Source organism: Geothrix campi, assembly GCF_024609265.1.
Taxonomy (GTDB): domain Bacteria; phylum Acidobacteriota; class Holophagae; order Holophagales; family Holophagaceae; genus Geothrix; species Geothrix campi.
In genome coordinates, this window is the sequence record NZ_JANHMP010000001.1 from 960,838 (window position 1) to 983,767 (window position 22,930).

At 65.3% G+C, this 22,930-nt stretch carries 16 protein-coding genes; 9 read left to right on the plus strand and 7 right to left on the minus strand.

Annotation, left to right across the window (positions count from 1 at the left end; genetic code table 11):
- The first annotated feature begins 62 nt into the window (after nt 1–62).
- Entirely contained in the window at nt 63–536 is a 474-nt protein-coding gene (locus NOV65_RS04530; RefSeq protein ID WP_257304728.1) for a DUF1801 domain-containing protein, read from the plus strand.
- A gap of 10 nt (nt 537–546) precedes the next feature.
- On the opposite strand, the gene NOV65_RS04535 is transcribed toward NOV65_RS04530, so the two are convergent.
- Nucleotides 547–1,569, minus strand: a complete 1,023-nt coding sequence (locus NOV65_RS04535; RefSeq protein ID WP_257304730.1) for a saccharopine dehydrogenase NADP-binding domain-containing protein — start codon at nt 1,567–1,569, stop codon at nt 547–549.
- 168 nt (nt 1,570–1,737) lie between these two features.
- Between NOV65_RS04535 and NOV65_RS04540 the strand changes: the two genes are divergently transcribed.
- From NOV65_RS04540 to NOV65_RS04550, 3 genes are all read left to right on the plus strand, one after another.
- A complete protein-coding gene (locus NOV65_RS04540) occupies nt 1,738–2,304 on the plus strand; it encodes a TetR/AcrR family transcriptional regulator (protein WP_257304731.1) in 567 nt (188 codons plus the stop codon).
- A gap of 193 nt (nt 2,305–2,497) precedes the next feature.
- Nucleotides 2,498–3,016 (plus strand): P-loop nucleotide/nucleoside kinase family protein, encoded by a 519-nt coding sequence (locus NOV65_RS04545; RefSeq protein ID WP_257304732.1) that lies wholly within the window; start codon nt 2,498–2,500, stop codon nt 3,014–3,016.
- 144 nt (nt 3,017–3,160) lie between these two features.
- Nucleotides 3,161–3,751, plus strand: a complete 591-nt coding sequence (locus NOV65_RS04550) for a peroxiredoxin (RefSeq protein WP_257304733.1) — start codon at nt 3,161–3,163, stop codon at nt 3,749–3,751.
- Between the two features lie 58 nt (nt 3,752–3,809).
- Here NOV65_RS04550 and NOV65_RS04555 read toward each other — a convergent pair whose 3' ends face one another.
- Nucleotides 3,810–6,926, minus strand: a complete 3,117-nt coding sequence (locus NOV65_RS04555) for a C45 family autoproteolytic acyltransferase/hydrolase (RefSeq protein ID WP_257304734.1) — start codon at nt 6,924–6,926, stop codon at nt 3,810–3,812.
- A gap of 87 nt (nt 6,927–7,013) precedes the next feature.
- Between NOV65_RS04555 and NOV65_RS04560 the strand changes: the two genes are divergently transcribed.
- Entirely contained in the window at nt 7,014–7,883 is an 870-nt protein-coding gene (locus NOV65_RS04560; RefSeq protein WP_257304735.1) for an RluA family pseudouridine synthase, read from the plus strand.
- Nucleotides 7,880–8,827 (plus strand): diacylglycerol/lipid kinase family protein, encoded by a 948-nt coding sequence (locus NOV65_RS04565; protein WP_257304736.1) that lies wholly within the window; start codon nt 7,880–7,882, stop codon nt 8,825–8,827. The genes NOV65_RS04560 and NOV65_RS04565 overlap by 4 nt, the downstream gene beginning before the upstream one ends.
- 62 nt (nt 8,828–8,889) lie before the next feature.
- On the opposite strand, the gene NOV65_RS04570 is transcribed toward NOV65_RS04565, so the two are convergent.
- Entirely contained in the window at nt 8,890–9,489 is a 600-nt protein-coding gene (locus NOV65_RS04570; protein ID WP_257304737.1) for a hypothetical protein, read from the minus strand.
- A 367-nt stretch (nt 9,490–9,856) separates the two neighbouring features.
- Between NOV65_RS04570 and murC the strand changes: the two genes are divergently transcribed.
- From murC to NOV65_RS04585, 3 genes are read left to right on the plus strand one after another with little or no spacing between them, the layout of a single operon-like run.
- Nucleotides 9,857–11,224 (plus strand): UDP-N-acetylmuramate--L-alanine ligase, encoded by a 1,368-nt coding sequence (gene murC, locus NOV65_RS04575; protein ID WP_257304738.1) that lies wholly within the window; start codon nt 9,857–9,859, stop codon nt 11,222–11,224.
- Nucleotides 11,225–11,226: 2 nt separating this feature from the next.
- Entirely contained in the window at nt 11,227–13,854 is a 2,628-nt protein-coding gene (locus NOV65_RS04580) for a M14 family zinc carboxypeptidase (RefSeq protein ID WP_257304739.1), read from the plus strand.
- A gap of 23 nt (nt 13,855–13,877) precedes the next feature.
- On the plus strand, nt 13,878–14,459 hold the full coding sequence (locus NOV65_RS04585) for a UbiX family flavin prenyltransferase (RefSeq protein WP_257304740.1): 582 nt from the start codon (nt 13,878–13,880) through the stop codon (nt 14,457–14,459).
- Nucleotides 14,460–14,913: 454 nt separating this feature from the next.
- On the opposite strand, the gene NOV65_RS04590 is transcribed toward NOV65_RS04585, so the two are convergent.
- From NOV65_RS04590 to NOV65_RS04610, 4 genes are all read right to left on the minus strand, one after another.
- Nucleotides 14,914–15,264, minus strand: coding sequence for a hypothetical protein (locus NOV65_RS04590; protein ID WP_257304741.1), 351 nt, complete (start codon nt 15,262–15,264; stop codon nt 14,914–14,916).
- A 113-nt stretch (nt 15,265–15,377) separates the two neighbouring features.
- On the minus strand, nt 15,378–19,979 hold the full coding sequence (locus NOV65_RS04595) for an RHS repeat domain-containing protein (protein WP_257304742.1): 4,602 nt from the start codon (nt 19,977–19,979) through the stop codon (nt 15,378–15,380).
- Nucleotides 19,980–20,898: 919 nt separating this feature from the next.
- Nucleotides 20,899–21,828 (minus strand): cell division protein FtsX, encoded by a 930-nt coding sequence (locus NOV65_RS04605; protein ID WP_257304743.1) that lies wholly within the window; start codon nt 21,826–21,828, stop codon nt 20,899–20,901.
- Entirely contained in the window at nt 21,825–22,910 is a 1,086-nt protein-coding gene (locus NOV65_RS04610; protein WP_257304744.1) for a hypothetical protein, read from the minus strand. The genes NOV65_RS04605 and NOV65_RS04610 overlap by 4 nt, the downstream gene beginning before the upstream one ends.
- Between the last annotated feature and the right edge of the window lie 20 nt (nt 22,911–22,930).

Here is a 22,930-nt window from a genome sequence, read left to right on the forward strand (position 1 = left end):
TCAGCCGCGGAGGCTCGGCTTGCCTCATTCGTTGAGCATCACCAGAAATTGGAGGATGACCCTTGCCCCTTAAACCCAAGAGCAGCAATCCAAAGACAGGCACGAAGGCCAGGTCGAGTGCAGCGCCTGGCAACCCCTCCACCCCTTCCCCCCAGGTTGACGAGAAGATCCGGTCTCTTGGCGATTGGCGGGCCGAAACCCTGCTGGACATTCGTCGCCTCATCCACGAGGCGGTCCCAACCATAGAAGAGGATTGCAAGTGGATGAAGCCCAGCAATCCATTGGGGGTGCCGGTGTGGTCCTGCGCTGGCATCATCTGCACGGGAGAGGCCTACAAACAGGTCGTCAAGCTGACCTTCGCCCGAGGGGCTTCCCTGGACGACCCGCGGGGCATCTTCAACTCCAGCTTGGAGGGGAACACGCGTCGTGCGATCGATATCCGTGAGGGAGAAGTGCTTGATGCCGAAGCTTTCAAAGGCCTCATCCTCGCCGCAGTGACAGAGAACCAGCGCTCGATCGTCAAAAAGCCACGGTGACGGGCGGGCGTCAGCCGGGCAAGGCGTCTCCGGACAGCTCCAGCGCCCGGCCTTGCAGCGCACGCAACAGTTCAACGGGATCGATCGCCTCGGCCAACGCCAACGCACCGCTGTGCCGGTACGAGGGGGAGAGCAGGTGCAGGGCGGCTTGGATCACGATGGGCGCTGTCACCGCATAGATGTCCTGCCCACGCGCACTGGCCATCTTGGTCGCGGAGCCTTGCACGAGCCGCACCTGCAGCTCGAAACGCTGCGCCGAGCGTTCGCTGTCGTCCACGGCCGTGGGCGGCGGCGTCGTGGCGTCACGGATGTCGGCAAGCGCAGAGCGGTTTAAGAGCGAGCGGATCGTGCCGACCTTCAGGTGCTGCGCCATGGTGATGACCTCACTGAACGGCAGCTCGACCATGGCCTGATCGCCCAGCGGCGGGGCGAAGGTCCAGTCCGATCCTTCCGCCGACGGCACCAGAGGCGCAAGGCACCCGCCCTGCACCACCACCCGGGGCACCTGGTTGCGCTCGCCGGTCCTGCGCGTACCGGCGGTGGGCCACCAGCGGTCGAGCGCAATCGCCACCGTGATCTCGTCGATATAGCCGGCAGATGCCAGAGCGCTCGCCAGCAGGTCGGCCAGGCCGCCATAAAAGCCGGCCGCCGGAATCACCACCCGGCCCGCTTCGCGTGCGGGTGCATCGAAGTCGGCAAAAGTGGCTCGGGCGCTAGCCTGCTCCGCCGTCACGTCGATGTAGTGGCAGCCGGCCCGCAGCGCCGCCTGCGCCAGAGGCGCTGCAGTGTCGAGAAACGGACCGGCGCAGTTGATGACCACCGCGCAGCCGATGAAGGCCCGCTCGAGGCTGGCCGGATCGTCGAGCCCCGCCACGCGCCGGGTCACTGCCGAAGGAAACGCCGCTTCGAGCCGCGCCAGGCTGCGCCCGATCGCCACCACCGGCAGCCCCAGGCGCCGCGCTTCATGGACGACAAATTGACCGGTGTGGCCGCTGGCGCCAAACACGGCGATGTCCTGGGCTGTGGCATGCATGGGACCCTCCAAAATGAGATACAGACCTGTCTGTTCTTCACACATTACAGACAGGTCTGTAGCATGTCAATCATGGGCCCTAGATCCACTCATCCTTCCCCGCAAAGTCCCGCACCGGCCGGCCGCGCCCTCGGGCCTGGACGCCCTGGGAGGGCAGCGGCCGAGCCGGTGGCCGATGTCCGCGAACGCATCCTCGACACCGCCTCCACCCTCTTCTACCAGCGGGGCGTGCGCGCCGTCGGCGTCGATCTGGTCGTGCAGGAGGCTGCGGTCGCGAAGACAAGCCTGTATCGCTACTTCCCCACCAAGGACGATCTCATCGTCGCCTTCCTGGAGCGCGAGGATCTCGCGTTCTGGGCCCTGTGGGACGGCGTGGCCAGGCAGCACCCGGACGATCCCGCCGGCGAACTGGAGGCCCACATGCGTTGGATCGGCGCACGCCTGGCCCGCTCGAACTACCGCGGGTGCCCCCAGATCAACGTGGCCGCCGAATTTGCCGACCAGGACCACCCGGCCCGCGAAGTCTCGCGGCGGCACATGCAGGCGCTGCGAAGCCGTCTGCAGGACATCGCCAGGCGGCTGGACACGCCGCGCCCCGACCAGCTGGCCGCCCAGCTCGCGGTGCTGGTCAATGGCGCCTTCGTCAGCTCCGCGCTGCTCAACCCAGAGGAAGCCACCGAGGTGCTGCTCGGCTGCCTGAAGGCGCTGCTGGCAGGCGCGCACGTTCGCGGGTGAGCGTGGCAGCCTCGTCTTCAATTACCTCCGGTTGACCTGGTACCTTCCCTGGGGGCTCCCCGCGCCGGCCGGCATCTGGCTCAGCCCAGCCGCCGCCTGCAGGGCCTTCCGCTTTTTCCCTTCCATTCGTCTTCCTCACTTCGTTCAGCCTCCCGGCACGGGCTGGGCCGGCTAGCCTCCATCGTTGGGCCACATGACCAAACCTCCCCAGATCGCCTACCTGCTTTGCAGTCCGTCCCTTGCCGGCAAGAACACCTTCGCCTCCGCCCTGGCAAAGCTCACTGGCGCCGTGGTTCTCTCGGCCGATCAGATCAACGCCGAGCGGGGCCTGCCCTTCGGCGGTGAAGGATCGCCGGAATCGGTCTGGGCGGAAACCCTGCGCCTCCTGCTGGCGGAGATGGGATCGCTGGCCTCCCGTGGCCACTCCGTCATCGTCGACGACACCCTTTGCTACCGCTGGCTCCGAGATCGCTTCCGGCAACAGGCGCTCGAGTCGGGGTTGACCCCACGGCTTCTTCTGTTCCCGCTCAGCGAGGAAGCGGCTCTTTCCCGCCGCTCCCACCTGCTCCGGGAAGGAACACGTCCGGTGCTGAGCGAAGCGCGGCTGCTTGACCACCTCGCTCGCTTCGAGTGGCCAGATCCGGATGAACCAGTGCTCCTCGTCGAGCCAGGTTGCGAGGCTTCCGGTTGGATTCAGCGTCACGGCGGTTAGCGCACGGATGAGCCCAGCCCACCTGCTCCACTCGACCCCTGCTGGTCCTGCCGCCCTCTCTCGCGTCCTCGGCTTCGTTCAGCCTCTCGGTGCAGGCGGGTCTGGCCAGCTTGCTTCGTGGGCATCTCACACCAGAGGGATTTCATGAACACCAACCTTTCGCACCTTCCCCAGGATCTTCCGAGGCCAACCGATGACGGTGCCGCTGCCCACCTCGAAGGCCTGTTCCTCCCGAAGCTCACACTCGCCAGCACCGATGGTGCGAGCGTCAACCTGGCAGGGCTGAGTGGCCGCTGGGTCATCTATGTCTACCCGCTGACAGGGCGGCCGGACATCCCACTGCCAGACGGCTGGGATGGAATACCCGGCGCCCGGGGGTGCACGCCGCAGTCCTGTGGCTTTCGCGACCACTACGCGGACCTTGCGGCGTTGCACGCTGGTGTGTATGGATTGAGTGCGCAGACCACCGATTATCAACGCGAAGCCAGGGATCGGCTGCACCTGCCCTTCCATCTGCTGAGTGACAGCTCGTTGCAGCTCAAGAGTACCCTGCGGCTTCCGACGTTCCCGGTGGCAGGGATGGAGTTGTTCAAGCGGCTGACCCTGATCACGCACGACGGGCGGATCGAGAAAGCTTTCTATCCCGTTTTCCCGCCAGACCAGAATGCTGCTGAAGTCCTGGCGTGGCTGCGGACAAACGCGCAACCCGGCCATCAACCGGGCATTGCGCGCTAGTGCTGCGCAGCCATCCAGGATCCAGTGTGCCTTGCCCGCTGGTTTGGCGCGGACTGGCTCAGGGCCTGAGCGCCACCACCGTCTCCTCGACCCCAGCCTGCCCTTTCTCCTTCACCTCGGCGCCCCGGTACAGGGCCCAGCCAGGAAGGCCCCGGGGCACCGTCTTCGTCATGGCCCACTGCTGGACACGGCTGTTGGCGAGGACGAAGACCAACATGCGCCTGGGATTCCAGGGGTTCGGGAAGGCGGCCAGAAGGCCATCATCAAGCCGGCCATAGGTGCGGCCCTGCCACTTGAACCAGCCGGAACCCGCTTCGAAAGGCAGCTTGCCTTCGGCTTGGAGGCGCGCGGCAAGGCCATTCTCGGCGGGGCCGCCGAAGACCAGCAGATCGTTGGCAGCCAGATCGGCGTCGCTCACTTCGGCATCGGACTTCAGGGGCAGCAGCACCTCGGTCATGTTGTCCGCCAGCACCTCGCGGTAGTTCAGCGCGAGGGTGCGCTGGGCCTCGACTTCACGGGCCGTGCCGAAGACCAGCAGCGTGGCGCTCCAGTCGTCCAGCACATTGCCCGGCACCCAGAAGTTGGCGCGGGGCGTGGGAACGTCGTTCCCAGCATTGAACACCAGGCGCGTGGGGGGGGCCTGGCTGGGGAAGCTGAAGGTGGCCTTGGCACCCTTCACCTCGATGCGTTCCAGCTTCGCGCCCTGCTCCGTTTCCACGCTCACGAAGGCCACGAAGGGATAGGCGAAGCCCGCCTGCTCCACGTCGAGCTTCACCGCGTAGGCCTCGCCGGCCTTTTCGACGCGGGCGTGGATCTTTGGCGCCGGGAGATCGGCGCGTTCGAGCCAGGGCTTCAGGATCGGCGCCACATCCTTGCCAGCACCCTCGGACAGGGCCTTCAGAAGCTCAGTCGTGGTGGCGGCTTTGTCGTTGAAGCGCCCCTGGACGGTCTGCATGGCCTTGGCGAAGGCCGCGTTGCCCAGGTGCAGGCGCAGCTGGTGCAGCGCGAAGACACCGCGGATGCGGGGGATCTGGTAGGCACCATAACGGCCGTAGTCCGTGGTGGTGGCCAAGGGGGCCTTCACGCCCTCCTTGACCTCCAGCCAGAGGTGGCGCGTGGCGAGATCTGCCAGGACCGCACTCTGGCTGTCATAAGCCTTCGCAGGGGGGGTTGGCAGATGCTTCAGCTGCTGCCAGTAGGCGGCTGAGCCGCTGACGAACCAGTTGTCGGCGTCCGACGCGGGCTTGATCGTCCCGGTCCAGAGTTTCCGCGCATCGTAGCTGTAGGCCTCCTTCACTCCCGACACATCGGGAGCGGGCGCAGTCTTCGGCGCCTTTGCCTCTTTCCAGGAGGCCTTCGCCGCCTGGAGCTTCGCGGACACCCAGATGGGACTGAACGCTGTATACCCGTGGGTCAGGTGCGGGGTGGCACCCGGCAGGTCGGCGATCCAGCGGCCGCCCACCAGCTTCTCGCGCTGCGTGGTCTTGCCCTGGTGGGCGATGAAGACGAGCTTCTCGGCCATCTCGGCCGTGGTGAGCTTGGCATCGCAGGCATGGGGCCGGTTGATGGGGCTGGTGGCCATCAGGCGGGTGGCGATGTCGATGTCGAAGCCGGTCTTGCCGTACGCCTTGAAGGCTTCCTGGAAGGCGATGTCCCGGTTCCAGGTATTGAAGGCCAGATCCGCCGGGGCGCTGTCGGGGTTGGGGCCGTACTCGCTGCGTACCTCGAGGTCCCGGTTGTTGTTGTTGGCCCAGATGAAGTCCTTGTGGTTGCCCGGCGTATCGGCCTGCTTGTCTTTCGTCCCCGTGCGCCACAGGCGGGTCTTCGCCGTACCCAGCAGGAAGCAGGCACCCTCGTCGGTCTTGGCGTCGGCCATGGTCCAGTCGTTGGTGTAGAGGCCGTTGTTCTGCCGGAACAGAAGGTCCGTGGCCTCGTCGATACCGGAGGCGTACTGGGCGGCTTTGCGGATGCGGTTGCTCTGAGGCGTGCCATCAGCGTTGAAGGGCGTCTGGCCCACGGTGGTCTCGCCCATCACCAGACCGGCCGCATTCAGGTACCAGTCGGTGCCGCTGTGGATGCCCCCCGCGAAGGTCTGCATCACGAAGCGGTGGCCCTTTTCGGGAGCCACATCCAGCATCACGTTCCATTCGGTGCCGGTGTAGCCGTTCCACATGAACATCTGCGTGAAGATGAACCGCCCGCTCTTGGTGGCGCCCCTGGTGGCCACGAAGGACGAGCAGTGATCGCCCTCCCCGCCCTTGGCCATCTCGTCCTCGCCCGTCATGAAGGTGCGGCCGCTGAGGGGATGGGCGGCGTGGGCGAGCCCCTCCCGCAGCTGGCTCATGTCCACGGCGCTGTTCAGCGTCACGATGTCGAGCAGGTCGATGTCCCGGCCCCGGAACTTCGCGCCCGCCTTCACCGCGCCGTCGGCAATGCCCTTCATCTCCTCCAGGAACTCTACGTCGTACTTGCGGAAGAAGAGCGCGTCCGCCAACTGGCGCTGGTCGGCCCACCCCTGGACGGGATCAGCCGTGTTCTTCAGCACGCCGAGCTTGGTGATGTAGCGCACGATCTCCTCGGCCATGAGCTCGCCGTGCTGGCGGCCCCGGGCGTAGGGAGCGCCCTCGATGTGCAGGAAGGTCCAGCCCCCCATCTCGTAGCGGAAGCCCTTGCCAGCCCAACGCACGGTCTGCATGGGGATGAAGGCCGTGACGTCCTCCACCTTCTCAAGCCGGACGCCGCTGAAGAGTGCCGCGCCCGTGGCCAGACCGTTGCGGCCCAGGTGCAGCTGCACGCGATCGGTGGGGGCCGTGGCCAGGAACAGCACGGACACCTGGCGCGTCGAGGTCCCGGCCACGCTGGGCGATGCGTTGGTGAAGGGGAAGCTTTCCATCGAGAGGCAGGCACCCAGGGCCGTGGGATAGCGCACCAGCGCGTCGGCCTTCACCCCTTCGGCACGGATGGTGGCGCTGAGCCGATACAGCTCGCCCACCTTCAGCGTCACAGGGGCCGAGACCAGCGTGGCTTCGGAACCCGCCGGAACCGCCACCAGACGCAGGTCCTGGGCCTGGCCCGTGGACCCGGGCTTCAGGGTGAAGCCGGACACGGGGAGATCGGCAGCACTGGCGAGCACTGCCAGGGCCATCAGCAGCCCGGCGCGAAGCATTCGGATCATGGGAGCCTCCACCCATGAGGATGCCAAACAAATCGCCGAATTGCCTCGCTTTTTGAGGCAATCCCGCGGCCCGGCTACCCTGGGGAGATGGCACTGAAAAAATGGACCTTCACCGTGGACCCCGAGGACGCAGAGTTGCGCCTGGATCAGCTCATCGCCAAGCGCACCGAGCTGTCGCGCCGGGCGGCCCGCGAGGCCCTGAAGCTGGGCGGCGTGCAGGTGGACCGCAAGCGCGTGAAGGTGGCGGGCAAGCTGGTGAAACCCGGCCTCGAGATCCGCGTGGCCTTCGATCCCGATCTGCCGCCTGTGCCGACCACGGCCATCCCCATCGTCTACGAGGACGAATGGATCCTCGCCGTGGACAAGCCTGCGGGCCTGGCCACCCAGGGCACCTGGGCCACGGACCGCCACGACCTCCTGGCCCTGCTGAAGACCCAGCGGCCGGACCTGAAGCTGTTCCTGCACCACCGCCTGGACCAGGGCACCTCGGGCCTGCTGGTGTTGGCGAAGCATGCGAAGGCCAACGCCGGTCTCGCCGCCGCGTTCGCGGGCCGGGATCTGGAGAAGCTCTACCTGGTGCGGGTTTCCGAACCCCTGGACGCCTGCGTGGTGGAGGCCCCCATCGGCCGCCTGCGGGGCGCGGATCCAGGCCGCTTCGGCTGCGCGGGCGACCTCCTGGATCCCAAGTCCGCCCGCACGGATTTCCGCCCGGCCACGGCGGAGGAAACGGCCGGCCTGATGCCCGGCCATTACCTCGTGGCCCGCATCCACACCGGCCGCACCCATCAGATCCGCGTCCACCTGGCCCACCTGGGCCGGCCGGTCCTGGGCGACACCCTGTATGGCGGCGCGCCCTCGGATCGCCTCTGGCTCCACGCCTGGCGGCTGGGACTGAAGCACCCAGTCACGGGTGAGGATCTGAGGCTGGAAGCCCCCCCGACGAGGTTCCAGCCATGAAGCTTCCGATCCTCTTCAACCCGGCCTCGGGCACCTCGCCGAAGGATCCGGATGCCCTGCTGCGGCCGCTCCCGAAGGATCTGCGGGACCGGGTTGAGCCCACCCCCTTCGGCCCGCCCTGGGATTTCGAACCGGCCATCGCCCAGGCCATCCGCCTCGAGGGCCCGCTGCTGGTGTGGGGCGGGGACGGCACCATCCACCACGCGGCGAAGGCCCTGATCGACCGCGGCTGTCCAGTCCCCCTCGGCGCCATCCCCGGCGGCAGCGGCAACGGCCTGGCCCGGGGCCTCCGCACGCCCCTGGAGCCTGCGGGCGCACTGCAGCGCCTGCTGGAGGGCCGGGAACTGCGGATGGACCTGCCCCGCCTCGACGGGGCCCCCTTCATGAACGTCTGCGGCACGGGCTTCGAGGCCGCCGTGGCCCACCGCTTCGACGCCCTGCCCGGCCGCGGGTTCACCACCTACGCCCGGGCCTGCTGGCACCTCTGGCGCACCTGGCCCGCCGCCGCCCTGACGTGGGATGCCGAACAGGAGCCCATGCCCTCCGCCAAGGGGCGGATCGAACGCATCCGTGCCGCCTTCCATGCCCCTGGCACCGGTCTGCCGACCACCGCCTGGAGCCTCTGCTTTGCCAACCTTCCGACCTATGGCGGTGGCGTGTGGATCGCTCCGGCCGCCGATCCCACCGACGGCTGCCTCCAGTGGGCCACGCTGGCGCGGCCGTCGTGGTTCGATCTGCTGACGGAGGCCCCCTCGCTGTTCCGGGAGGGCGGCCACACGCCCCTGCGCCAGGAGGGCCGCCTGCGCCGCGCCACCTTGCGCCTGGAGCGCCCCCTGCCCTGGCACCTGGACGGCGAACCCGTGGCCGAGCGCGACCGCGCGGAACTCACCGTGGATTCGCGGGCGTTCCGCATGCAGGTGACGGGCGCCTGTCCCTGGCTGTAAGGCGAGGCTTCACGCAGAAGCGGCCCCATTCGGGGCCGTTTCTGCACCGGGGAACTGCCTGGCTAGCGTGGAAAGACGGCCGGTCCCGACAGGCTGGGCCCACGGAATTCGGCACTGACGCTGGGGCTGGCGCCCCAGAGACCCGCCACCATCTTGACCTGGCTGAGGTCCACGGCAGCCGGATCCCAGTCCCGGCGGACGGTCAGGGTATAGGGGCTCCTGGCGTCAGACCACCAGGCGGGATCATCCACGATGATGTAGACCGCAGTGGCCTCCTTGCCGGGGTTCTTGTAGGTCAGGAGCACAGGCTGGTGGGCGATGGCCGCCTGGAGCATGCCCGGGCCGGGCTGGCCCCACTTGTCCACCAGCATGAGCCGGAACCAGCCCAGGTTCGCGTGGTTGACCTCGAACTGGGCCGTGCCGCCGGCCGGGACGGATACGCCGTAGGCGCGCCAACCGGCTGGGTAGAGGACGTAGTCGCTGATTTCATCCACGTTCGGCCCGATGGCTGTCACCGGGAGGAACCCGCGCCGGGAAATCCACTGGATCTCTCCGATGATGTCCCGGCGCTGCCAGTAGAAGGCGGTGGGAAACACCGTGCACCGGTCCCAGGCCGGGGGCACCACGGTCCGGGTGCCGGGATAGAGGGCCAGGCTGGTCACGCGGGGCGCCGCGGCCGGGCGTGAGATCCCGCCACCTGCGAAGGTGCCCGGGCGGCGTTCCAGCCGGTCTGAGGTCTCCGCATCGGGTGCCGATCTCGGATTGTCCTGGCGGGAAACCCCGGGGGACGGCCGTTCGCCCAGGGAACGCATCGGCTGTGGCATTGCGCCACGGCTCCGCGACTGCTGTGGCGGAGCGCCACAGAGGGCCGAGGCCAGAATCAGACCAGATAAGACCGCTGCAGCTCGGAATTGCGGACTCTGGAACCTCATCGCACACCCCCTTGGTTCCGGTGGAACACCATTATCAAGCCAGAGCCATGCCAGTGCCTGGGTTATTCTGACGGCGTCTAAACATGGGGGCCTCAAGGTGTTCGGCAAGATCCAGCATATCCATTTCGTGGGCATCGGCGGTATCGGGATGTCCGGCATCGCCGAGGTGCTCGCCAACCTGGGTCACAAGGTCTCCGGCTCGGATCTCAAGGAGAGCGCCGTCACCCAGCGCCTGCGCAGCCTGGGCATCACGGTGCACCTGGGCCACCAGAGCGAGGCCATCGAAGGCGCCCAGGTGGTGGTCATCTCCTCGGCCGTGAAGGGTGACAACCCTGAAGTCGTGGCCGCCCATGCCGCCAAGGTGCCGGTGATCCCCCGGGGAGAGATGCTGGCGGAGCTGATGCGCATGAAATACGGCGTTGCGGTGGCGGGCTCCCACGGGAAGACCACCACCACCAGCATGGTCGCCCAGGTGCTCAGCCACGGCGGCCTCGACCCCACCATCGTCATCGGCGGCAAGCTGGGCACCATCGGCAGCAACGCCAAGCTGGGCAAGGGTCCCGTCCTGGTGGCCGAGGCCGACGAGAGCGACGGCAGCTTCCTCATGCTGAACCCCACCCTGGCCACCATCACCAACATCGACCGGGAGCACCTGGACCACTACAAGGATCTGGAGGAGATCCAGGATGCCTTCGTGGCCTTCGCCAACAAGGTGCCCTTCTACGGCTCGGTGTTCCTCTGCATGGACGATCCCCACGCCGCCGCCGTGCGCCCGCGCCTGAAGCGCCAGGTCCGCACCTACGGCACCCACCCCCAGGTGGACATCCGCGCCCAGGAGATCCGCCAGGAGGGCTTCCACACCCACTTCAAGGTCCGCGCCTACGGTGAGGATCTGGGCGCCTTCAGCCTGGGCGTGCCCGGCCACCACATGGTGCTGAACGCCCTGGCCGCCATCGGCATCGCCCTCGAACTCGAAGTGGAGCGCGAAGTCATCCGCACCAGCCTGGCCGAGTTCACCGGCGCCGACCGGCGCTTCCACCTCAAGGGCGAGAAGAACGGCGTGCTGGTGGTGGACGACTACGGGCACCACCCCACGGAGATCGCTGCCACCCTCGCGGCGGCCCGCGCGGGCTTCCCCGACCGGCGCATCGTGGCGGCCTTCCAGCCCCACCGCTACAGCCGCACCAAGGCCCTGCTGGACGAATTCGGCACGGCGTTCTTCGAGGCGGATTCCGTGGTCGTCACCGACATCTATCCCGCCGGCGAGCCCCCCATCCAGGGGGTTGACGGCGCGGCCGTGGTGGAGGCCCTCCGTTCCCACGGGCAGAAGGAGGTCCACCTCGCCGGTCGCGTGGACGACCTGCCGGAGGTGCTGCGCCGCCTCACCCGCAGCGGGGATCTGCTCATCACGTTCGGTGCCGGGTCCATCACCCAGGCCGGCCCTGCCTTCCTGGCCCTGGATTGACCATGGCCTTCCCGGCCCGGCGCCTGCTGCCCGCCCTGTTCTCCCTGGCGCCCCTGCTGGCGGGCCTGCCCCCCGGCCTGCTGCCCGCGGGCGACCACCGCCCGGAAGTGCCCCAACCGGATCTTGGCGCCCGCTACACCCCCCACCACGCCCTGCTGGCCTACGTCCGCGCCCTGGCCGCCGCCGCGCCGGACCGCGTGAAGCTCCTCACCCTGAACGTCACCGAGGAGGGCCGCGAGCAGCCCTTCCTCGTCATCAGTTCGCCGGAAAACCTGCAACGCCTGGATGAGCTCCAGGCCCTCAATGCCAAGCTCGCGGATCCGCGGACCTGCAGCGAGGACGAAGCCCACCGCATCGCGGAGACCAACCCCGCCTTCGTGTGGCTGGGCTACTCGGTCCACGGCTCCGAGGCATCGGGTTCCGAGGCGGCGCTGGCCGTGGCCTACCACTTCGCCGCCGGGCGGTCCCCCGAGGTGCTGAAGCAGCTCGAGCGCGTGGTGCTCCTCATGGATCTCACGCAGGACCCCGATGGCCAGGCCCGGCATCTCCAGGCGGTGGCGGAAGCGGCCACACCCTTCGGCACCAGCGATCCCATGGACGCGCAGAACACCACCCGCTGGCCCAGCGGCCGGTTCAACCACCGGCTCTTCGACCTGAACCGGGACTGGGCCTGGCAGACCCAGGGCGAGTCCCGCGCCAAGACCGCCGCCTTCCTGCGCTGGAACCCCCAGGTGCTAGCGGACCACCACGAGATGTGGGCCGAGGCCACCTACTACTTCCCACCCACCATGCAGCCCATCCACGAGGCGCTGCCGGAGGCCTTCTCCGGCCGCTGGCAGGCCGCCTTCGGCCAGCGCGTGGCGCGGGCCTTCGACGCCCACGGCTGGGCCTACTTCAGCCGCGACGTGTTCGACCTCTTCTATCCCGGCTACGGGGATTCCTGGCCCACCTTCCAGGGCGCCGTGGGCATGACCTTCGAAGTGGCCGGCCAGGGCGGCCCCGCCTACAAGCGCCAGGATGGCGAGCTCCTCACCCTCGAAGGCCGCATCCAGCGCCACGTGGCCGCCAGCCTGGCCACCGTGGCCACCGCCGCGGCCGAGCATCAGGCCCTGCTCTGGGATTTCCAGCGGGCCCGCCGCGAGCGCGTGGCCCAGGGCGACCGCGCCGGGGCCTTCCTGCTGGCCGAGGGGGCGGATCCGGGCCGGACGCGCGCCCTGGTGGACCTGCTGGGCCGCAACGGCATCGAAGTGCTGCGCACCACGGCTGCCGTCGCCACGGCCGGCCTGGAATCCATCGGCCTCGCGAAGGCTCCCGGCCTGCCCCCCGGTAGCTATCTGGTGCCCCTCGACCAGCCCCGGGGCGCCCTGGCCCAGGCCCTGCTCGAAGGCGAGGCCCACATGGGGCCCAAGCCCACCTACGACCTCACCGCCTGGAGCCTCCCCCTGGCCTTCCACGTGCCCGCCTGGCGGGCGAAGCTGCGCCCCAAGGTCGGCACGGAGCGCTCCACACCTCCTACGGCCGCCGCGGAGAACGTCATTCCCCCCGCCGCCTGGGGCTACCTCCTCCCCGGGGGTCAGGAGGGCACCGAGCGCACGCTGGCGGCCCTGCTCCGGGAGGGCTTCCACGCCACGGCCCTGGCGGAAGCCGCCACCTTCAAGGGCCAGCGCTTCGGGCCAGGCACCCTCGTCCTGCCCCGGCGCACGAACCCGGAAGCCCTCTCCGGACGCCTGCAGGCCCTCGCCCGGGAGAACCAGCATCCCGTGGTCGCCGTGGACACCGCCCAGATGGACGCCGGGCCCGATCTGGGCTCCAACCGTGCCCTGATCCTCCGCACGCCGCGCATCGCCGTGCTCATGGACCGCCCCGCCAATCCCATGGCCTTCGGCGCCGTGGCCCACACCCTCACCGAGGCGGGCCTGCCCTTCGTGCAGCTGCGGGCCGACCGCTTCGGCGCCGTTCCGCTGGCGCGCTTCACCCATGTGGTCGTGGTGGATGACGGCGCCCAGGGCAAGGCCTGGCAGCAGACCCTCGGCGAGGGCGGCGCCACCAAGCTGAAGGCCTGGATCACCGAGGGCGGCAGCCTCCTGGCCTTCCAGGGCGGCGCGGCCTACGCCTCCCGCGCGGGCCTCACCCCCACGGGCTACCACCTGCTGGCCAAGGCTGCCGAGGAAGCCCGGCTCAAGGAGAAGGATCCCAAGCGCGAGGCGCCCAAGGCCGATCCCGCCGAGCTGGTGCGGCCCTGGGACAAGCGCGAGGAACGGGCCCTGGAGGAGAGCATCCCCGGCGCCTTCCTGAAGGTGCAGGTGGACGGCAGCCACCCCCTGGCCTGGGGCCTCCACACCGATGGCACCGCCGCGGTGCTGGACACCAGCGATCCCATCCTCGAGCTGAGCCCCGGCGGCGAGAACCCCCTGCGCTACGGCAAGGAGGAGCTGAAGGTCTCGGGCCTGGTGCCCAAGGCCATGGAAGCCAAGCTCCAGCAGACGGCCTACGCCTTCCGCGAGAAGCTGGGCCTGGGCGCGGTGATCCTGGTGGCGGGCGATCCGGTCTTCCGCGGGCAGGCGCCCTTCACGCGGCGCCTGCTGTTCAACGCGATCTTCTTCGGGGCCTACCGGCCTGCTCCAGAATGAGGCCCGGAATGATGGATGATCGGATGACGAACCCCAGCGGCCTGCGCTTCACCCTCGCCATCACCGGCGCCTCGGGCTCGGCTTTCGGCGTGGCGGTGCTGCGGCGCCTGTCGGCCAGCCCCGCCGTGGCGCAGATCGCGCTGCTGCTCTCGCCCACGGGGAAGCGCTGCCTGCTGGACGAGACCGGCCTCACGCCCAAGGACCTCGCCGCCCTGCCGAAAGTCGGCCTGCGCGACGAGCGCGACCTGGGCGCCGACATCTCCTCCGGCTCGTACCGCCACGACGGCATGGCCCTCGTGCCGTGCAGCGCCGGGGCCCTGGGCCGCATCGCCACCGGCGTGAGCGAATCCCTGGTGAGCCGCGCCGCCGACGTGTGCCTGAAGGAGCGCCGCCCCCTCGTGCTCTGCCTGCGCGAAACACCCCTCAACCGCGTCCACCTGGAGAACATGCTCCGCGTCCACGACGCCGGCGCCGTGGTCATGCCCCTCATGCCCGGCTTCTACAGCAGCCCAAAAACCCTCGACGACCTCTACGACACCTTCGCCACCCGCGTGCTGGACCAGCTGGGCCTGAAGGAGGATGACCCTCGGCGGTGGAAGAGCTAAGAGTTGGGTGCTCGTCAGCCCGCATCCTCCCCTCGTGATCGTTGTATGCCGGACGTGCCGAAGCTTCCTTCTGGCAACGTGGATGATGAAATTCCCTGGTAATCCAGGGTCTTCAATACAGGTCCATCATCAGGCAGGCAGCGGCTTTGAGCCCAATCAATCCAGGCAGCCGCTTGATTCCACGATAGGAATAATGTCATCACCCCCGGCTCATCCGGGGGCTTTCTGCATCCAGGCACGCTCGCACACGGGTGACTTGCTGCGCAGGAAATCCAGCACCAACGTGGCATTCAGAAGCACGCCCCCCGCGCACCAGGTCACGCTGACGCCGCTTCGTCATGCCTCACACGCGCACGCAGGCACGCGCCGCAGCTCAAGCCAGCGCCTTTCCTGGGGGAACGCACGCACGGGCGTGACCATGAAAAAGCCCCGGAGGTCCGGGGCATGAGACTTATCAACCAACCGTGTTTGTCATCGCCTTTTTTGCTTTGAGGGACTGCAAATCAAGGACCATATCAAGGAACCAGATGCCCTCCCAAAGGGCGAGGTAAATGAGCTTCTCACGCCACGAGAACCGTCCATCCAGAGAAACCACCACGTAGATGTAGTAAGAGAAGACACCGAGCAACAAAGCAATCAGCAGAGTCAGCGTCGATTTCCTGCTCTTCAATCCACTGCCTTCTCCGTTCAGTGGTGACAGCCACTTTCGCCCAATGAAGATGGACATGTTCACGAGGTAGGCACCCACCGGCATGAGCCAAACCCATTGCTTGACCTCTTGGAATGAGAAATAGAGCAGGATCATGCCCAAGAGAAGCAAGGCGGTTCTTACGGTGACGCTAACCCTTCGGAGTGTTGTTTTTGATCCCCAGGAAGAAAGCATTGGATTCCCTCATAGACTCTGGATTTGATTTCTGATTAATGCACCCATGCGTCCCACGCACCCCCAATGCCACTGCCGATAGCTACCCCAACCTCGAATGCAGCAAATCCCAAGCCGCCAACTACTGCGCCTTGACCCATCGCTCCGAGACCAGTCCAGCCAACCGCTGACAAGGAAGCTCCCGAACCTGCCGCAGCCATCCCGTTAACCCCATTTGCAAATTGGAACAGGGTTGGGATGCCAGTAGCTCCGCTTGCCCCCGTAATGCCCGCCTGAGCCGCCAGCACGTTGGTGCCAAGAGAGACTAGTGGCTTGGCTATGACCGAATTTGTCTGATTAAACCGGCTCTTTGTCGCTTCCCACCAGGTGGGACTATTGTCCGGCTGGTTTGTTTGCGACAACAACAAGGTGTACCAACCTTGTATATTAATATCCCTCGAACCAATAATAGACCATCCGCTACCCTCCACCTGCCCTTGGGCTAGGATCCTCTGACCACTCATTGAATTACTATAGTCAAGGCTCTCTCGAAGAGTGCCATATGGACTCCAAGTAGCGACAACAGTCCTTCCATTTATTTGACTTGTAATATTTAGAGGTTCGTTCGACCACCCTTGGACGTCCTTCCGTGCCCCTTGGACAGCTGCGCTCCCGCCATACAGTGAAAGCATCGCCCCTAGAAACGCAGGTTCGATTGGAAATCCATTTAGATAGGTCGCCGTCATTCCGGTTGGGTCGGATGCACCAAAAGGTCTTCCACCCACATAGCCAAACTGATTAAGGTTTTTTGGGTCGACTCCCTGATCGCTATTTAAGAACCGATGCCACCCAGGGCTGTAGAACCGTCCTCGCATGTAGATCAAACCCGTTCCGGGCTCATTCTGCAGGTGACCAGTGTAGCCCGTCAGGGGTGCGTAACCACTCGTATAGGGCGCCGGGAGGGTTTCCCCGTAGGGGCCAAAGGCTTGAACCCCTTCCTGGGCACCACCACTATTGGTGATGAACCTAGGAGTGCCCAGTGGGTCCAGATGAAGCTCATGGAGCCCGCTCCCATCGATCTCCAGGACCGCCGTACCCCCGAGGTAAAGCACCTCACGCTTCCGGGACCAGCTGGTGCCCGAACCCGTGTATTCCTCTAAGAGCTGACCTCCCGTGGTGTAGGCATAGCGGCGATTGTTGGCCGCATTGCCGCCGTCAACCATCTGGACCCTCATACCAGTTGGCAAATAGGCATAAGTCTGAGCGGCTGCATTAAGAGTGGTAGACGAGAGCCGACCAAGACCATCCCATCCAAAGCTCAAGACAGGCACACTTCCCACGTTTGTTCCAATCGTCTTCGCTTCGCCTCGGGCATTGATGTCCCACCCTGTAGTAGATAGTGGAATTCCCTCCGTTTGGGCTGGGATTCGATTGTCGAGCAATGGATTGAACGTGAAATTAATGTATCCACCCGGAGCGGATCCAGTCGAGGAGTAGGTGTTATTCCCATAGCCGTCATAGTCCAGATTTATCGCTGCTCCGAAACCTGATGCACTCTTCAATTGGCCCAGCGAATCATGGTTCAACTGGGACCACTCCGGATTGGCCGGATCGGAAGAGGTGGCCGATTGCAGGTGGTTCAGCCCGTCGTAGGAGTAAGTTCTCGTCACTGCCGTCCCGGACACAGGAGTCACTTTCCAGGAGTCCACGCGTATCCCAGATGGGCTCGTCTGGTAATAGCTCTGGGAGCCTGAGGGATAGTAAATTGTTTTCCGATTGCCCCAGTTGTCATAATCCACCTTGACCGTGGAAAGGCCCGTCGTCAGGTCTTTCAAACGACCGAAACCAGTCGATGTGTCGTCATAGTGGTAGGCCACGATCCGGCCACTGGGGTAGGTCAGCTGATCCAGCCGTCCGACGGAGTCGAAGTGGTAGCCAATCCCTGGCCAGGAGGGTGAACCCGGCGCACTGAGGGTTTCCGCGTTCACGCGACAGTATAGGTCCAGGCCATATTGAATTGAGGTCGCCTGGCCTGCGCTGGATGCGGTGGAAGAGGCGGGTTTGAGACCGTTATACGTGAAAGTCTGGCTGTCTGCCCCTCCTGCGACGGAGCGTACCCGCCCAAGCCCATCGTACCCAACCTGACGCGTGCGGAGTCCGGCTTCCACGATGGTCCCGGGAAGACCCTGGGCATTGAAGGAACTAAAGGTGGTCGTACCGGTTTCTGGCTCTACCCTGGAGGTAAGCCGGCCAAGGGCGTCGTAGTTGAACGACCGTGGCTGGGCTGTTCCGCTGGGTGGCGTTCGGGCAATGGTCACCACATGGCCCATGGCGTCATAGGCTGTGCTGGTCGAGTTACCTTGTGGGTCGACCGAACTGACCACCTGGCCCCAGAGATCTTGGCTCTGCTGCGTAGAGAAGGGTGGAGGATAATTGGTAGGTGAATAATTGTTGGTTACCACCTGGTTCCCGGAGGCGTCCACGGAATAGGTGTAGGAGACCGGAGTTCCAGCGTCCGAGGGTGGTGCCAGGTTTGTCTTACGCCCCAAGGCATCGTAGGTCCAGTTGGTCGTCCGGGAAGAGTTCCCCTGCTCCACGAGTCTGGAGATCCGCCCATTGGAATCGGGTGTGTACGTTTCGAGAACACCATCCTGACCCCTTTGCCGAGTGATCAAGTTCCCGAAACCATCCCGGGTCTCCACGGCCGAAAAACCATTGACCGTGGTCGTCATGGTCCGTAGGTCCGAACCATAGGTGTAATTGATAGAAGCCTGCCCCCCTTTTGAAATAGAGGTCGGCCGCCCATAGGCATCGAAGACGGTTGTTGTCGTCACTCCAAGACCGTCCACGGTAACCGTAGGACGATCGGCGCTGTCATATCCGGATAAGGTTTGTGTGTAGGAGTTGGTCCCGCTGGGACCGTCGTAGGTCACGCTGAGAGAAGTGGGAAGCCCACTTGCGGGATCCAAGGTGTAGGTTTTAGTGGCCGTCCCAGAAGTGGAGTAGCTTGCATAATTGGAGAGGCTATTCGGGTGGCCCGCCGAGTCGTACCCCATGTTCTGGCCGATCGTGCCTTGCGAACCGCCATCGATATAAGTCTGGGTGGGGAGCATGGTGGAGGGATTGAAAACGGTGGTTCGTGCGGGTGCCGAGGAGGTTCCCGAAGGAGCCACCCGAGAGTTGCTTATCACGGTTCTCCGTCCGGGATCCAGGAATTCGGGGTGTCGGTCGTATGTGTATGTGGTCGTGTCCGTGTACGCACCGCAGGTCGTAGTGATCGAAGTGGGGGTACCTGATTTGCTATCTAGGGTCTGACTCACCGAAACCGTCGGTACGTTTTCGGCACTCGTCTGGGACGGATAGACATAGCTCAACGTCCCGTCCACACCCACCAGGTTCTGGCTGAAGATCTGTAAGGAAATTCTGTTGTTTTGGTAATCGAGGACTTCGATCGTCGAGAGAGGCCCATTGCCATATCCCTGGGCCCCGGGCCCTACAAAGGCATACCTGGTGGTCGTGGCTTGAGCTGGCGAGAAATCCGGTCCTGAATAGCTCTGGGTGTAGGTGGTTACCCAAGTCCACGAGGAAGAGGTGGCCGGGAGATTCCAGGTCCATGTAGCGTTGAGGGAAGTGCCACGAAGGTTATCAGTGGTGTTGGCGGTAACAACGCTCCGAAGGCCATTTGGAGTGGAGGATTGCGGGTTGTACAGAAGATTGTTTGTGAAAGTAAAAGCCGTTGTGGTGGCACGGGAAACATCTGTAATCGAAGCGAGCTCGGATTTGTAAGTATCGTAGCCATACGTCCATACATGATCATCAGGCCAGACCCATGACCCTGCAGGTGCTGGCTGGGGGAGGGCCGCAGTCATCCATGCCGGGGCAACCAAAGTAGATCCTGCCGGATTCCCGAAACGAATCTCGGTGGGCCGTACTACTGGCCCTGAGGTATCGGCCTTCATCTGCATGGTTCCATAAAGGCTCGAATACCCACAGACCTGGAGAGTGGGTGCCTGGATGTTGATGAAGTCAGCCCGTACCAGAACTTGCTCGGGAGCCGAGGCTCCGGCCGTGGGCTGGGCCCATTGAACCTGAACCCCTTTGTTTCGGTGGTTCAGCACCTTGACGGTGTTGACCACAGAAATGTCGCTTGGAAGCCCCGTCTTAAAAGCCTTCCACTGGAATCCCACGTAATGGTGGAACCGATCAACCCAGAGTATAGGTACCCAGGAGTTCAATTCTTTGGCGTAGGCATACACCCTGGCACGATCCCGATCCATGAGGACCTTGTAGCCAGAAACGGTGGTGTACCCGACGGGAGCCAGAGATTGGGCCGTGGCCGCCCAAGAGCCCAAATCTGTGGCCGTGGCATCGTAACTAACGAGTGTTCCCTGGGAGTTCACATTCACGCTAGTAGCGGATCGAGCACCGAACTGAAACAGCGGGGGGAGGCTGAAGGTACTTCCTACTGCGGTGGCAAAGGATGTTAAGTCGTTATCCGTGAACTGGGTTCCATCCTCCAAGACATACGACCTTGTGGGCGCATAGGTGTACTGGGTCCCATCGTAAGGGTCTGTCATGGCATAGGGCGTGGTGTCGGTGATGAATCCGAAGTGCACCGTCCCAAAAATGGCTCTGCCAATGGGCATCCAGGCGTTCATCCACTGCCCCCCGGGAGGAAGTGCAGGTTGCACTCCCGCAGAGGCTAGGGTCTTGCCCTGGGTCAGAAGAGTCGGGGTTGGCTCCCAATATTTCAGCCAGTGGTTTTCCGAGGCAGAACTGGCATTGAACCGAAACGCCAAAGGGATTGGTATTTCCCCACTAACCGTGGCTACAGGGACGGTCATGAAGAGTTGGCCGGTCTTGGGGTCCACAGTCCAACCCATGTTCGAGCCCGCAGCCTGGGGCGGGTTGAAGATGCGGAGAGGCACCTGAGCCCAAGTCGAGGACGCACTAAGGAGAGCCAGCAACAAGATCACCAGCCGCGACCGACAAGAAGACATAATCCAAGTCCTTTCATAAAATAGTCGGATAGAAACACTAATGCTTATAAGTAAATGACCTACGATTCATTGAAAATGCTAAACTGCATTTAATTATGAATTTCAAGCTATAACTGCTTTAGTTAATATCAAAGAGAGGACTGGGTCCACCAAGAAAGCCGAACGGTATGAGATAGCCACCCGAACGGTATTCATGGAGGGTCTTAGGAAGCAAATAGAGAGCTAGAGAGGGTGTGACCGTAGCGGTTTGAGAAGGGTCAGGTAGAGATCCTTCACGCGGTGGTCGAAGTCTCTATTTGCGCTCCTTCGGGTGCAAGTAGAAGGTGGTTGCCGGGATCCCATTGAATCGAGCGAGACGGCGTTCGGCGTAGGTCCGGAAGGACTCAATGCCGTTGATGCGTCTGTGCCGTCTGGCGAACTCGACGGCCCTGATGGGCTTCTCGCAGCCGACAGCCATAAGCCCGTCGTATCCCTTCCATCCATCGCTGTGGAATGACACCCCTGGAGAGTCAAGGCCACGGATAACGGCTCGCTCGCCAAGATGTTGATGGAGGTCCCGGAGATGAGGCAGCTACACCTACCCCGCGCTCTCCATCAGCGCGGCTTCGGCGCGCTGGGCGCGGCGGGTGCTCCAGAAGGCCCAGAGGGCGCCCAGGGCGCCGGTGGCGGCGCCTACGAAGGCCAGCAGGGCCATGCTGCCGGTGGAGAAGAAGCCCAGCCGCGCCAGGTCCACCAGCAGGGGCGAGAGGCCGCCCATACCCCGGGAGATGGGCAGCCACAGGCCGAAGAGGCCCAGCAGGGCGAGCAGGCTGCCGCCCAGGCCCAGGGCCGCGCCCTCCAGCACCAGGGGGGTGCGGATGAAGCTTTCGGAGGCTCCCACCAGACGCATGATGGCGATCTCCTCCTCGCGGGCCAAGAGGCTCATGCGGATGACGTTCCCGGTGGCGAAGCCGGCCGCCACCAGCAGCACGGCGCCGAGACTGGCCAGGGCCGAGCGCAGCATGCGGGCCATGTGCTGGATCTGCTCCAGCCGCTCCTGGTCCGCCAGCACGTCGCCCACACCAGGGAGACCGCGCAGGCTCGCGGCCACTTCCATCGCCCGGGCGCCTTCGGCCAGATCCTGGCGGAGGCTCAGCTCGAGGCTTTCAGGCAGGGCATCCTGCCCGGCGCTTTCCAACAGCAGGCCCGCCTCGCGGGTCGCGGACTGGAACCGCTGCCGATTCTCCGCGGCCGACACCCGGCGCACGTCGCGGAAGCGCGGATCGCGCCGGAGGCGGGCCTCCGCTTCGTCGAGGGTCTTCCCGTCGGCGGCGTAGACCACGACCTTGGCCATGTCCTCCAGGCGCCCCACGAAGCGATCGAGGCTCTCCACCAGCAGCAGGCCTCCGCCCGCCAGGAGGAGGCCCGAAGCCAGCGTGAGCACCGCCAGCAGGTACTGGCCGCGGTGGCGGAAGAGATCCCGCAGCACGTCCTGGAGCAGCAGGCCCAGCAGCCGGAACGCCGTCACGAGGCGTTCCCGTCCACGGCCACGCCTTTGAACAGGGAGCCAGCAGGCGAGGCGGTGATGGTCTTCGCGGCGGTGCCGCCCATGGGCGACTTCCACAAGTCGATGGTGGCGAAGGCCGTGGCGCCGCTCCCCCGCAGGCCCACCAGCCAATCCTTGGTGCCGGCGTGGGCGATGACCCGGAGGTTGGGCTGATCCGCGTCGGTTCCCAGAGTGGCGGTGGGCGCCTGATCGTAGGCCTGGCCGAACATCCCGGTGGTAAAGACCAGGATCGGCGCAGTCGAGGCGCCGGCATCCGTGTTGTGGCGGGCCACGAAGAGGTAGCCGTTGCCGGTGTCGAGGGCGAGGGAGCCGTACTGGCCGAGGAGGGTCGCGGGGCCGATGATCGTGTTGGCGTCTGTGAAGCCGGAGGATGTGCCCTTGCGGAGGCGGGGCCCGGTGTAGGTCGTCACGGTGCCCACGGTATCGCCCGAGAGCATGAAGGCGTAGACCGACCCTGAGCTTGCGGCGACGCCAGTGCCGCCGGTGTCGCCGCTGGCCGCCAGGGCCTGGAGCGCGATCGTGGCGCTCTGGGGCTGGGTGCTGGCGTTGCTGACGACCCAGATCTGCGTCCCGCTGGTGCCGTTCTCGGTGATGTAGAGCGTGTCGGTCTGCATGTCCAAGCTGGCCTGCCCGAAAGTCGAGGTGGCGAGGCGGCCGGTGCTGGCCAGGCTGAAGGAGACCACGTCGGAGCTGGCGACGTCGCCGCTCTGTGTGCGGATGTTCCGCACGCGCACGATGTTGCCGGTATCCGAAACCAGGTAGAGATAGCCGTTCTGCCGGTCGAAGCAGAGCCCGCCCCAGGCCAGGCTGGTGATCTTGCTGCCGAAGACGGAGGAGGTGATGGTCTTGGTGGGCGCCACCGTGGTGGTGCTGTCGTACAGGGCGCTCAGGTCGCTCCAGACGAACACCGACGTGGAGGTGCTGTCGTAGGCATAGAGGGCCACGCCGGTGGTGCCGCCGGAGGAGCCGCCATCAGGCTCCTTGCACCCCAGGGCCAGCAGCAGGCCGACTGCCGCGAAGCCGGTGAGAAGACGTCGGATCATGAGAGACCGCCTGCTTGATG